11 protein-coding genes are annotated in these 13,392 nt (G+C 43.7%); 6 read left to right on the top strand and 5 right to left on the bottom strand.

The features are described 5' to 3' along the window. Positions 1 to 30: 30 nt before the first annotated feature. The 5 genes from accC to cutA form a co-directional block, all read right to left on the bottom strand. Entirely contained in the window at positions 31 to 1,374 is a 1,344-nt protein-coding gene (gene accC / locus C1E24_RS11715; protein WP_138481634.1) for an acetyl-CoA carboxylase biotin carboxylase subunit, read from the bottom strand. A 23-nt stretch (positions 1,375 to 1,397) separates the two neighbouring features. After that, a complete protein-coding gene (gene accB, locus C1E24_RS11710; protein ID WP_138481632.1) occupies positions 1,398 to 1,859 on the bottom strand; it encodes an acetyl-CoA carboxylase biotin carboxyl carrier protein in 462 nt (153 codons plus the stop codon). Positions 1,860 to 1,876: 17 nt separating this feature from the next. After that, positions 1,877 to 2,338, bottom strand: a complete 462-nt coding sequence (aroQ, locus tag C1E24_RS11705) for a type II 3-dehydroquinate dehydratase (protein WP_138481630.1) — start codon at positions 2,336 to 2,338, stop codon at positions 1,877 to 1,879. 231 nt (positions 2,339 to 2,569) lie between these two features. Continuing rightward, entirely contained in the window at positions 2,570 to 4,336 is a 1,767-nt protein-coding gene (locus C1E24_RS11700) for a protein-disulfide reductase DsbD (RefSeq protein ID WP_138481628.1), read from the bottom strand. Then, positions 4,336 to 4,656 carry a divalent-cation tolerance protein CutA gene (gene cutA / locus C1E24_RS11695; RefSeq protein ID WP_138481626.1) on the bottom strand — a complete coding sequence of 107 codons (321 nt, stop codon included), beginning with the start codon at positions 4,654 to 4,656 and terminating at the stop codon, positions 4,336 to 4,338. Before cutA ends, C1E24_RS11700 begins: the two co-directional genes overlap by 1 nt. 188 nt (positions 4,657 to 4,844) lie before the next feature. Between cutA and C1E24_RS11690 the strand changes: the two genes are divergently transcribed. The 6 genes from C1E24_RS11690 to C1E24_RS11665 all read left to right on the top strand — a co-directional run bounded on the left by C1E24_RS11690 (position 4,845) and on the right by C1E24_RS11665 (position 13,312). Further along, complete coding sequence (locus C1E24_RS11690; RefSeq protein WP_138481624.1) at positions 4,845 to 5,387, top strand: FxsA family protein; 543 nt, start codon at positions 4,845 to 4,847, stop codon at positions 5,385 to 5,387. Between the two features lie 146 nt (positions 5,388 to 5,533). Continuing rightward, positions 5,534 to 5,821: a co-chaperone GroES gene (locus C1E24_RS11685; RefSeq protein ID WP_138481622.1), complete on the top strand. Its 288-nt coding sequence runs from the start codon at positions 5,534 to 5,536 to the stop codon at positions 5,819 to 5,821. A gap of 39 nt (positions 5,822 to 5,860) precedes the next feature. Beyond that, positions 5,861 to 7,507 carry a chaperonin GroEL gene (gene groL / locus C1E24_RS11680; RefSeq protein ID WP_138481620.1) on the top strand — a complete coding sequence of 549 codons (1,647 nt, stop codon included), beginning with the start codon at positions 5,861 to 5,863 and terminating at the stop codon, positions 7,505 to 7,507. Between the two features lie 182 nt (positions 7,508 to 7,689). Beyond that, positions 7,690 to 8,949 carry an endonuclease/exonuclease/phosphatase family protein gene (locus C1E24_RS11675; protein ID WP_138481618.1) on the top strand — a complete coding sequence of 420 codons (1,260 nt, stop codon included), beginning with the start codon at positions 7,690 to 7,692 and terminating at the stop codon, positions 8,947 to 8,949. 245 nt (positions 8,950 to 9,194) lie between these two features. Further along, positions 9,195 to 10,259, top strand: coding sequence for an efflux RND transporter periplasmic adaptor subunit (locus tag C1E24_RS11670; protein WP_240722003.1), 1,065 nt, complete (start codon positions 9,195 to 9,197; stop codon positions 10,257 to 10,259). Beyond that, positions 10,259 to 13,312 carry an efflux RND transporter permease subunit gene (locus C1E24_RS11665; RefSeq protein ID WP_138481616.1) on the top strand — a complete coding sequence of 1,018 codons (3,054 nt, stop codon included), beginning with the start codon at positions 10,259 to 10,261 and terminating at the stop codon, positions 13,310 to 13,312. Before C1E24_RS11670 ends, C1E24_RS11665 begins: the two co-directional genes overlap by 1 nt. Positions 13,313 to 13,392: the final 80 nt, after the last annotated feature.

The raw sequence follows: 13,392 nt of genomic DNA, 5'->3' as shown, positions 1-13,392 counted from the left end.
TGATATCGGTTTTTTTGTAAAAGCAGTGTCTTATTGAAGACCTAGCTTTTTCTCTAGGTAATGAATGTTCGTGCCACCATTTTGGAAGTGCTCATCCGCTAAGATGTCTTTATGTAATGGTGTGTTGGTTTTAATACCATCGATCACTAATTCATTTAAAGCATTACGTGCACGCGCGATTGCAACATCACGGTTCTCACCATAAGTGATAAGCTTACCGATCATTGAGTCGTAATGTGGTGGTACGCTGTAGTCAGCATAAATGTGGCTGTCCCAACGAATACCTAAGCCGCCTGCAGGGTGGAAGCGTGTGATTTTACCCGGTGAAGGAATAAAGCTCACAGGATCTTCTGCGTTAATACGACACTCAATTGCGTGACCTTTGATCACAACGTCATCTTGTGTAATTGATAGAGGTTGACCCGCAGCGATTTTCAGCTGCTCTTTGATTAGGTCAACACCAGTAACCATTTCAGTTACAGGGTGTTCTACCTGAATACGCGTATTCATTTCGATGAAGTAGAATTCGCCATTTTCGTATAGGAATTCGAACGTACCTGCACCGCGATAACCGATTTCGATACATGCACGTGTACAACGGTCACCGATGAACTTACGCATTTCAGCAGTGATACCTGGCGCTGGTGCTTCTTCAACGACTTTCTGGTGACGACGCTGCATTGAACAGTCACGCTCACCTAAGTGAATTGCATTACCTTGACCATCAGCTAACACTTGAACTTCGATGTGACGAGGGTTTTCAAGGAATTTTTCCATGTAAACCATGCCATTACCAAAGAACTGTTTTGCTTCTTGTTGAGTTAATGCGATTGAATCAATTAACTCTTGTTCAGAGCGAACAACACGCATACCACGACCACCGCCGCCGCCAGCTGCTTTGATGATTACCGGGTAACCAATACGCTTAGCGATTTGAACGTTACGCTCGTTGTCTTCAGTCAGTGGACCGTCTGAACCTGGTACACAAGGTACACCCGCTTTACGCATTGCTTCGATGGCTGACACTTTGTCACCCATTAGACGAATTGTGTCGCCTTTAGGACCGATAAATACGAAACCACTTTGCTCAACTTGGTCTGCAAAATCTGCATTTTCTGATAAGAAACCATAGCCTGGGTGAATTGCAACTGCGTCAGTTACTTCTGCGGCTGCAATAATACGAGGAATATCTAGGTAACTTTCAGACGCCGCTGGTTTACCGATACAAATCGTTTCGTCTGCAAGTAGCACGTGCTTTAAGTCACGGTCAGCTGTTGAATGCACAGCAACCGTTTTAATACCTAGCTCTTTACAGGCACGCAATACACGAAGTGCAATTTCACCTCGGTTCGCAATGACTACTTTGTCTAACATAGCATTTGCCTTCTATTGCGTGATTATTCGATGATGAATAGTGGTTGGTCGAACTCGATTGGCTCACCGTTTTCAACTAGGATAGCTTTAACTACACCCGCTTTGTCAGCTTCGATTTGGTTCATCATCTTCATCGCTTCAACGATACATAGTGTGTCACCAACGTTTACAGACTGACCAACTTCAACGTACTTAGGTGCTTCAGGAGAAGCTGCTGCGTAGAAAGTACCAACCATTGGAGAAAGTACTTTATGACCAGCAGGCTCTGCCGCTGCTGCCGGAGCCGCTTCAGCTGCTGGCGCAGGTGCCGCCGCAGGCGCTGCTACAGGTGCTGGTGCTGCATAATGCTGTGGTTGTGCTGCGATAACTGGAGCGCTGCTGTGACGGTTAATACGTACCGACTCTTCACCTTCAGTGATCTCTAGCTCTGCAATACCTGATTCTTCTACTAATTCGATGAGTTTTTTAATTTTGCGAATGTCCATGATGGCCCGCCTGTTAGTTAATTTGCGTTATTTTTGTTGTGCAGTAGATGATGTGCGGCATTTAATGCTGCTTCATAACCTAGTGCGCCTAATCCACATATCACCCCTTCGGCCACGTCAGAAAAATAAGACTTATGACGAAAAGGTTCACGTGCATATACGTTAGTAATATGCACTTCAAAAAACGGTATACTGACACTTAACAGCGCATCGCGCAGTGCGATACTGGTATGCGTAAAAGCGGCAGGATTAATGATAATGGCATCGATAGCTTGCCATGCATCATGAATTGTATTTATTAGCTCTGCTTCACTATTACTTTGTACATGTGTCAGCGTGATACTCAGTTGCTCAGCTTGCTTTTCAAGGTTGTTCACAATGTCTGGCAAAGTTTGTGAGCCATATTTCTCAGGCTCTCTACGGCCTAACATATTCAAGTTTGGGCCATTGAGTACTAAAATCTTAAATTTTGCAGACATAATTCGCGAAATTCCTTAAAAGCTATAACAAACTAAAAATTCACACTATTCAGTTCGTTAAACTAAGCCGTTCGATTGAAAATAGCAACTTTTTCTCACGTTCGCAGACTATTATAGAGAGTTCGTGTTAAATAGCAGCAAAATACTGGTCTAATCAGCAAGGTGATGGGGTAGGTCAATAGCCTAGGCTGCTTGCTGAATTTATCAGCTCACAGCCTAATATTTGTATGCTTATTGTACGGTTTGGCGGACTTTTTCTAGATGAGATGTAAATTCTTCGGCGCTTTGAAAGCCGGTGATCCGTAAATTGCTCAGCTCGTTGCCTTGCGCATCAAAAAATAGGATGGCAGGTAAACCAACCACATTAAAGGTTTGGTAAATCTCTTTACTCACCTCATTGGTCACGGTCAGATCGAGCTTCAACAAAGAGAAGTCTTTAAACGCTTGCTTCACTTTTTCGTCTGAGAAGGTGTATTTCTCAAACTCTTTACAGGCGACACACCAATCAGCGTATAAATCGACCATGGCAATTTTACCTTGTTGGTTAGCTTGGGCGACTTCTTCACGCAGTGCAGCTAAATCAGGCAGCAGTTTAAACTTACCATCAGATGCTGTGGTAATCGCTGTTACTTTGGCTGGTGGCATTAATACATGCTTTGCCGTTAATACACCACCTATCATGAATAACACGGCAGCAGCCCAAAGTGTTGTCTTAAGTTTGCTGGCTTGCTCTTGGCTTTGCCAATGGTGCAAAAAGAGTGCGGTAATAATCAGCCATACGCTGCCAAGTAAAAGAATAGTATTCCACTCAAGAATACGCTCTAACAAGACTAAAGGCACTACCAGCATCACAAATCCAAACAGCACTTTTACTTGTTCCATCCAAGCGCCTGCTTTAGGCAGTAATTTACCGCCAGAAGTCCCCAATAGTAACAGCGGTAGACCCATGCCAAGGCTTAGTACATAGAGAGTTAAACCACCCACGAGATAGTCGCCACTTTGCGCAACATAAAGTAGGGCAGCAGAGAGCGGAGCCGTGGTACACGGTGAAGCAATTAGGCCAGATAGCACACCCATAAAGAATACGCCCGTATAGTTCCCCCCTTTTTGTTGGTTGCTGACGTTAGTTAGACGCGTCATAAACTTCTCTGGCAGTTTAATTTCATACCAACCAAACATGGCAAAAGCGAGTAATACGAACAACAAGCTGAAGCTAATAAGTACTGCAGGGCTTTGTAAGTAACCTTGAATTTGCCCACCAACAGCAGCGACTACTAAGCCAAGCGCTGCGTAAGTGACGGCCATGCCTTGTACATACACAAATGACAGTGCGAATGCTTTTTTCGTCGATAACTTTGATTGGCCGGCAATCAAACTAGATAGGATAGGGAACATAGGAAACACGCACGGTGTAAATGCTAACAGCACGCCAACCCCAAAAAACACAGCAAGGTTAGTTAAAAAGTCTTGCTCTGCGAGCTTATTGACGAAGTCGTTACTATTATTACCTGCTGGCGCAGTAGTTTCAGTTGTTTTACTTGGCTTATCTGATGCTTTGTTCAGCATCGAAAGCGGAATAGTGATCACTTCAGGTGGGTAACAGAGTCCAGCTTCGGCACAGCCTTGATAGCGAATTTTAACGACGGCATCTTCACCAATTTCACTCAGTCTAGAAACAACAACTAGCTCATCAAAATACACTTCGGTCTTACCAAAGAACTCATCTTCTATTTCAACACCTGGGTCGAGTTCCGGCACTTTGATTTTGGCGTTCTTAGCAATGATTTCGAGCTTATGCTTATAAATGTAGTAACCAGGTGCAATTTCCCAGCCAGTGAATAAGATGGTGCCTTGTTGATCGAAATCGAACTGAAAGGCCTCGTTAACCGGTAAAAATGTTTGTTGTTTTGGGGCTAAAAGGCTATTTAACACCGTGTTGTTCGCTGCCTGTGCGGGAAGCATAAACAGCAAGCAAAGCAAAAATGCCACTATGCGCATTAACTCAGTACCTCATTTATCCAATTAAAATAGTCAGGGTTGCCAGTCGATACATCAAGAACTTGGATCTCAGGCACATCATAGCTGTGGTGGCATTTAATACATGCCATTAATTCTTCCAAGCGTTGTACGTTGGTCTTAATGAAAAGTTTACTTTCTGTTTGCTGTTCAACTTTTCCTTGCCATACATACACAGACTCCACTTCGGGCAAAATGTTTACGCAGGCAGCTAATTTTTTTTCAACGAGTATCGCAGCAAGTTTGCGCGCGTCATGTTTAGTCTCACATGTAGTGAGTACAATTTTATAATCGCTTGTCATAAGGTGTTTTTCTCTAAAACCTGTTCACCAAAACCACGTATCATACTAGCGCAATGAATGGGCTAGCCCAAACGCTCGTTTACGCAAACTTACAATATAGTTGTCATATAAAGGTGTATTTTGCGCCAGATTACTTGAAAATAGACCGAACTAGCCATATTTCTCTTTCATTGACTTTAGGAGACCCTATGTTCCGTATTTTATTTTTGCTTTTTATTGTGGTTCCCATTATTGAGATTGCGCTACTGATTCAAGTGAGTGATGTGATTGGTGGGTTTGCGACCATCGCATTAGTCATTATTACCGCCATCATCGGCGCTAAGTGTGTTAAACAACAAGGTTTAGGCGCGTATACCAATGTGCAACAACAAATGGCGCAGGGGCAGCTGCCGGGCGAGCACATTTTTACCGGTCTGTGTGTGATCATCGCAGGTGTTTTACTAATGACGCCGGGTATCATGACAGACGTACTTGGTTTTCTTTTATTAACGCCAGCTGTGCGCCGCTCTTTATCCAAAGCGTTATTGGCACAAGCATCAGTCAAAGTACAAACTGGCTTTGGTGGAGGTTTCGGCGCAGGATTTGGACAAAGCGGCCAACAAAGCGCTCAGCAAAACAATCCGTTTGAGCAGCAAGCAAATCGTCCGTTTGAAGATGCACAGCCTCGTCAACCAGAGCGTAATGTTGACAGGTCGAACACCTTTGAAGGTGAATATAAGCGTAAAGATTAAAAATTTTTAATTTTTTCTCTTGGGTTTTGAAAAATACATCCCCATAAAGTAAAGCAACTTAATTATGCACACTCCACCTACTGAGTTCGGAGTGAGTAATAAAAATCATTCTGTCATTGTTCAAAAATGTTAGGAGAGCTACACACATGAACATTCGTCCTTTACATGATCGCGTTATTGTTAAGCGTCTAGAAGAAGAAACAAGATCTGCTGGCGGTATCGTATTAACTGGCTCTGCAGCAGAAAAATCAACTCGTGGTGAAGTTGTCGCTGTAGGTAATGGCTTAGCATTAGAAAATGGCGAAGTTCGTGCTTTAGAAGTAAAAGCTGGCGACACTGTTTTATTTGGTTCAAACATTGATAAAGTTGAAAAGATTGAAGGCCAAGAGTACCTAATCATGCGTGAGTTCAACATTCTAGGCATTGTTGAATAAGTCTGAGCACAGTTAAAAGAATTTAGAGGAATATAAGACATGGCAGCTAAAGAAGTATTATTCGCAGGTGACGCACGCACAAAAATGTTAGCGGGCGTAAACGTACTAGCAAACGCAGTAAAAGTAACTTTAGGTCCAAAAGGCCGTAACGTAGTACTAGATAAGTCATTCGGCGCACCAACTATCACTAAAGATGGTGTATCTGTAGCGAAAGAAATTGAGCTTGAAGACAAGTTTGAAAACATGGGCGCTCAGATGGTTAAAGAAGTAGCGTCTAAAGCAAATGACGCTGCAGGTGACGGTACTACAACTGCAACAGTACTAGCACAAGCTATCGTAAACGAAGGCCTTAAAGCGGTTGCTGCGGGTATGAACCCAATGGACCTTAAGCGCGGTATCGACAAAGCCGTAGTTGCTGCAGTTGAAGAGCTAAAAGCGCTTTCAGTACCGTGTGCTGACGTAACAGCGATTGCACAGGTTGGTACTATCTCTGCAAACTCAGACAAAGAAATCGGCGACATCATTGCAAACGCAATGGAAAAAGTAGGTCGTGAGTCTGGCGTTATCACAGTTGAAGAAGGTCAGTCTCTAGAGAACGAATTAGACGTAGTAGAAGGTATGCAGTTTGACCGCGGTTACCTATCTCCGTACTTCATCAACAACGCTGAAAAAGGCCAAGTTGAACTAGATAACCCACACATTCTTCTAGTAGACAAAAAAGTATCAAACATCCGTGAACTACTGCCTACACTAGAAGCGGTTGCTAAAACAAGCAAGCCACTACTTATCATTGCTGAAGACCTTGAAGGTGAAGCACTAGCAACGCTAGTAGTTAACAACATGCGTGGCATCGTGAAAGTAGCTGCAGTTAAAGCCCCTGGTTTCGGTGACCGTCGTAAAGCAATGCTACAAGACATCGCGATTCTAACTGGCGGTACAGTTATCTCTGAAGAGATTGGTTTAGAGCTTGAAAAAGCGACAATTGAAGACCTAGGTACAGCTAAGCGCGTTGTTATCACTAAAGATGATACAACAATCATCGATGGTGTTGGCGAGCAAGCGGCAATCGATGGTCGTGTTGAGCAGATCAAAGCACAAATCGCAGAAGCAACCTCTGATTACGACAAAGAAAAGCTACAAGAGCGTATGGCTAAACTAGCTGGCGGCGTAGCAGTAATCAAAGTAGGTGCTGCAACTGAAGTTGAAATGAAAGAGAAGAAAGACCGAGTTGAAGATGCACTACACGCAACTCGCGCAGCGGTTGAAGAAGGTGTTGTACCAGGTGGTGGTGTTGCACTAGTTCGCGTAGCAAGCAAGATTGCTGAGCTGACAGGTGACAACGAAGACCAAAACCACGGTGTTAAAGTAGCACTTCGTGCAATGGAAGCACCACTTCGTCAAATCGTTTCAAATGCAGGTGACGAAGCATCAGTGGTTGTAAACAACGTGAAAGGCGGCGAAGGTAACTATGGTTACAACGCGGCAAACGGTACTTACAGCGACATGATCGAAATGGGTATCCTAGATCCAACTAAAGTAACGCGTTCAGCACTTCAGTTCGCTGCATCAGTTGCGGGTCTTATGATCACAACAGAAGCAATGGTTTCTGAAATCCCGCAAGAAGCACCAGCTGCGCCAGACATGGGTGGCATGGGCGGAATGGGTGGCATGGGCGGGATGATGTAGTCCGAACCCAAGCACTAAACGCTTATAAAAAAACCTCGCTTTTGCGAGGTTTTTTGCGTTTGGGGCTATGCTTAGTGACTCGTCGTAATGCGTTGAGTTATTGGAATTAAGTATTTACTCTAAGGTGATTTTAAATTCTAACAGCTGCTGAGAACCGGGCTCAGCACGTAAAGGATATTTTCATGAATAAAAGTGTATTGGTGTTTAGCATATTAGTCAGTTTAAGTGTGGCAGGGTGTTCGTTGAATCATTCAAACACCAATGAGTCGACTAGATTGTCATCTCAAGAAACACAAAGCCAAACACAAACCCGTGATTTGGGTGTGCCTGCCAAGCAAGGTGAGCTTCGAGTTGCGGTTTTTAATGCGTACTTAAATCGAAAAAATGCCGGTGATATTCTGGCCGATGTGCAAAGCGGTGACGATACACAAATAAAAAAAGTAGCAGAGATCATCCAACGTGTTCGCCCTGAGGTGTTATTACTGGCCGAGTTCGATTATGTGGCTGATGGTAGTGCGGTTAGAGCACTGCTTAAAAATTACTTAAACGTCAGTCAAAATGGCGTAAAAGGTATTGATTACCCTTATTTTTACCTTGCAGAATCTAACACGGGTATTGTCACTGAATTTGATTTAAACAATGACGGCAAAGCGGGTATCGGCGGTGGCGATGCGTATGGCTTTGGGGTTTTTCCTGGGCAATATGCCATGGTGTTGTTATCGCAGCATCCAATCATCACTGATGAAGTACGCACCTTTCAAAAGTTCTTATGGAAAGACATGCCCAATGCAACGCTGCCAGTAAACCCAGAGACGGGTGAAGCCTGGTATAACGAGGAAGAGCTTGAAATATTTAGGTTGTCGTCGAAAAGCCATTGGGATGTGCCAGTAAAAGTGGGGAATGAAGTCATTCATGTGCTTGCCAGTCACCCAACACCACCCGTATTTGACGGTAAAGAAGATAGGAATGGCTTACGTAACCATGATGAAATTCGCTTTTGGTGGGATTATGTGGATCCAAATGCATCAGACTACATTTATGACGAGCACGGTCAAAAGGGCGGGTTAGGTAAGAATAAGCGCTTTGTGATCATGGGCGATTTAAATGCCTCTCCTGATGAAGGCAATGGCACGGGCAACCCAATGGCTAAATTATTTGCCAGTGAATATATCAATGGCAAACTCACGCCTGTTAGTGTGGGCGGCGTTGAGAATGCACCCAATAATCAATTTGCAGCAACGCATACTGCCGATTGGAAGATGCGTGCTGATTATGTGATCCCATCAACATTTGGCATTCAGGTTGAGCAAACCGCGGTATTTTGGCCGAGTAAAACCGACGAGAACTATCATCTAGTCGGGCCGGGCCTGCAAAGTTCAGATCATCGTCTGGTTTGGTGTGATATTACATTAAATAAAAAGGCAACTGACGATACCCAGTAAAGCGATAAAATAATTTATTGCACCGTGTTATTTATTTTGAAACTTTCTTGCAAACCGAAGTTCAAAGGCTTCGGTTTTTTTATGCCTGAAAACGTAAAATATGGCATCTAAGTTGGTAATAAACTTTTAGAATACAGCCTGTTATTCTCATAAAACTTGAAAAGTCGACTAGAATTAACGGCATGTAATTATAGCGTGTTACATCCTGCCCTTTGAAATAACAACTACATCATGGTGATAAGACAATGAAAACAAGACAAATGCTTTTGATGGTCGCAACTCTGACGATCATACTCACAGGCTGTTCTGAACCGCAAAGTGATATGGCCAACCAAGAACAACTAAGGCCAGTCAGAACATTGCAACTTGTAAAGCAAACTGAAGGACCATTACAGGAATTTCCAGCTGTTGTGGATGCGGCGAGCACCGCAGACTTGTCGTTCAAAGTGTCAGGCTCTATTACTGACTTATATGTAAAGCAAGGTCAACCGGTACAAGCGGGTGATTTGATTGCGCATATAGATGATACAGATTACAAATTAGCTGTAGACGAAGCACAAGCAAATTTTGATAAGGCCAAAGCTGATTTTGCTCGAGCAGAGCAATTGATTGTCTCGGGTACCATTAGTCAGTCAGATTACGATAAATTAAAGTCGCAATTTACTAGCGCTAAAACCAAGTTAGCAAATGCGAAAAACAATCTTGCATATACCACCTTAAAAGCCTCATTTACCGGTGTTGTATCACGAACTCATGTAGAACAATTTGAAGAGATACAAGCCAAACAAGCCATTGCGACATTACAAGATATCGAACACATTAACTTAAAAGTGAATGTGCCTGAAAGCATCATGATCCGCGTCAGTAAAGAAGCGCCAAAACAGGTGTTTGCTGAATTTGCTGCGATAAAAGAAGCGCGTTTTCCGCTGGAATTTGTCGAAGTCAGTACACAAGCGGATGAAGCGACAAAAACTTATGAAGTGACTTTTAGTATGTTACCCCCTGAGGGCTACAATATTTTACCTGGTATGACAGCAAAAGTGATGGCGGGTACGCCAAGTCGTACAGCAGCAAACCTGTATTTACCATTGGCGACCGTATTAAAAGATAGCCAAGGTAATTATGTTTGGACGGTCGAACCTCAAGGAGAAAACAAGGGTAAAATAACGAAAACACCAGTCGTCATTGGCGAAATTTCATCACTAGGCTTTCCTGTTATTTCAGGCGTAGAGCAAGGGGATTTTGTTGTTACCGCGGGTATGAGTAAGGTCACCGATGGGCAAATAGTGAAGTTCTCAGGAGGTAAGTAATGAATATTACTCGTCTCGCGCTAGAGAACAATCGCACCACATGGGTGCTGATCCTGGTGCTCTTATTATCAGGGATCGCTGCTTTTGACAAAATGCCGAAAGACTATGATCCAGGGTTTATTATCCGTACTGCGCAAGTAGTGACTTACTTTCCTGGCGCTAGTCCGCATCGTGTTGAAGAGTTAGTGACAGATAAAATCGAGAAAGTAGTACAGCAGATCCCTGAACTCGACTTTGTCAGTAGTACCTCAAAAACAGGGGTATCGATTGTCAGTGTTAACATTAAAGAAAGCTACAAAGAGATGCGGCCGATATGGGATAACTTGCGCCGTAAAATTCAGTCGATAGAAAAAGATTTACCGAGCGACGCACAAGCCCCCATCGTCAATGATGAGTTTGGGGATGTGTTTGGCGTTGTGATTGGGTTAACCGCCGAAGGTTACACCTATCGCGAAATGGAAGAAGTGGCAGAGCAAGTGCGAGATCAATTATTGCGCTTACCAGAAGCCGCCAAAGTCGACATTTTTGGGGTGCAAGAGCAGCGTGTCTTTATTGAGTTTGAAAATGCCAAAATGGCGGCATTGGGTATCACCCCAAATCAATTAAAAGATCAACTTGCGGCTCGTAACATCGTAAACCCTGGCGGTTCAATCTACATTGAAGATGAAACTTTGGCGTTAGAGCCTAGTGGTAATTTTGAGTCAGTAGAAGATATTGCCAATACCATTATCAATGTGTCGGGTAGTCAGCAAGTGATCTTGCTCAGTGATATTGCCCGTGTCTATCGCGATTATGTTGATCCTGCGAAGAGCAAGGTAAGAGTTGAGCAGCAAAGTGGCATGACTATCGCCATTTCTATGCGTCAAGGTGGTAACAACCTGCTACTCGGTGAGCAAGTCATTAATGCACTGCACCATCTTGAATCGGTTTATCCGATTGGGGTTGAGTTCAAGCTGCTGTCATTCTTACCAAAAGAAGTTGAAAAGAAAGTCTCGGACTTTGTGTCTAACCTTGTACAAGCTGTTTTAGTCGTGACAGTGGTCATGTTGTTTAGTCTTGGTCTAAGAACAGGCCTGATTGTCGCGAGTCTTATTCCAATGAGTATGGTGTTAGGCATTTTGGTGATGTCTTTTTTCAATATCAGCATAGACCAAATCTCTTTGGCAGCATTGATCATCGCATTAGGCATGCTGGTAGACAACGGTATCGTGATGTCTGAAAACATCATGGTTCAGATGGAACGAGGGAAAGCGGCTATAGACGCAGCGGTTGATTCGGCACAAGAGCTGAAAGTTCCATTGTTAGTGTCGTCTCTCACAACGGGCGCGGCGTTTTTACCTATCTTCTTAGCAGAGTCGACGACGGGGGAATATACCGCCTCGCTATTTAAAGTTGTGACCATTACCTTGCTATGTTCTTGGTTATTGGCGATGACCATGATCCCCATGCTATGTGTGTACTTCACTAAAGTGAAGAAAGAGTCAGCTAATTACGATACTGGCTTTTACCTATTCTATAAAAACATTTTAGCAGGACTGATTAGGTATCGTTGGTTCACGGTTTTAGGTTGTGTGGGTATGTTGTTTATTGCTATCCAAGGTATGCAGTACGTGCCTAAATTGTTCTTCCCGCCATCAGACCGTGATTATTTTAAAGTCGAATTAGAGCTCCCTATTGGCACGCGCATTACTGCGACAGAGTCGGTTGTGCGTGATGTAGAATCGTTTATTGCTAACAACTTAAAAGTAAACGAACAAACGGAGCAAGGTGTTACGGACTGGGTAAGCTATATCGGTAATGGTGGACCTAGGTTTTTGTTAACGCATAGCCCTGAGCCAACCAGCTCTAATTATGCCTTAATGATCATCACCACGACATCGTACAAGCACATCGATAAAGTGATGAAGCAAATAGAAGACTATGCGTTGGCGCGTCACCCTGATCTGCTCTTAAAGTTGCGCAAAATCGAAAATGGCGCACCGATAGCCAACCCGGTTGAAGTGAGGTTACTTGGTGATGACATCAATGTACTTATGGGGATTGTTGATGAATTAAAAGCGAAAATGCGCGAAACAGCGGGCTTAAAGTCAATCAGCGACGATTGGGGCTTACCAATTAAAAAGCTACAAATCAAAATTGACCAAGCACGAGCTCGTAGAGCGGGCCTGTCTAGCCGAGATATCGCAAACTCTTTACAAACTGGCTTGAGCGGTATGGAGCTTACCAAGTACCGAGAAGGCGATGAGCTTATTCCGATTACCTTGCGTTCAATCGCAGGTGACAGGCAAGATATTGGCAAGTTAGAGGCTATGGTGGTGTATTCACAAGCAACAGGTCGCTCTGTGCCACTGAAGCAAGTTGCTGACATTGAAGTTGTTTGGGAAAGCGCACAGATTTTACGTCGCGATCGTTTAAAAGCCGTTAAAGTTGGGGCGCAAATCGAAGGTATTACCGCCAATGAAGGGTTTGCCCAGCTGCTCCCTTGGCTTGAAGAGCAAAAAGCAAGTTGGCCATATGGCTATGACTATGAGCTCGGTGGTGAAGCCGAGTCATCGGGCAAAGCCAACCAGTCAATTGCAGACAAAATGCCGATTGCTATCTTTATTATCGTGATTCTATTAATTGGCCAGTTTAACTCGATCCGTAAGTCGGTCATTGTTTTAACGACAATCCCGCTTGGTTTTGTTGGTGTTGTGGCTGCGCTATTACTTGGGCAGTCATTCTTTGGATTTATGACACTGCTGGGTGTGATTTCGCTGGCGGGTATCGTGATCAACAACGCGATTGTATTGCTTGAACGTATTAAGATGGAGTTAGATGAAGATAGCAGTCATCCTATACAAGCCATTATTTATGCTGCACAACAGCGTATGCGACCGATTTTACTGACAACCGCGACAACAGTTTTGGGATTAATTCCTCTGTACTTAGGTGGCGGCGAAATGTGGGAGCCGATGGCGCTGACAATTATGGGCGGGCTACTATTCTCGACACTTTTAACTTTAGGTGTTGTACCAGTACTATATGCGTTGCTATTTGGAATGAAAAAGTAACAATCTAGAACAGTTCGTGTCTAAGTGTAAAAGTGTGTAATTATGGCCCTAAAAAGGTTTCCATTACGCACTTTTTTGCT

Source organism: Pseudoalteromonas phenolica, from assembly GCF_005876835.1.
GTDB lineage: Bacteria > Pseudomonadota > Gammaproteobacteria > Enterobacterales > Alteromonadaceae > Pseudoalteromonas > Pseudoalteromonas phenolica_B.
This window is presented reverse-complemented; position numbering and strand designations above follow the sequence as displayed.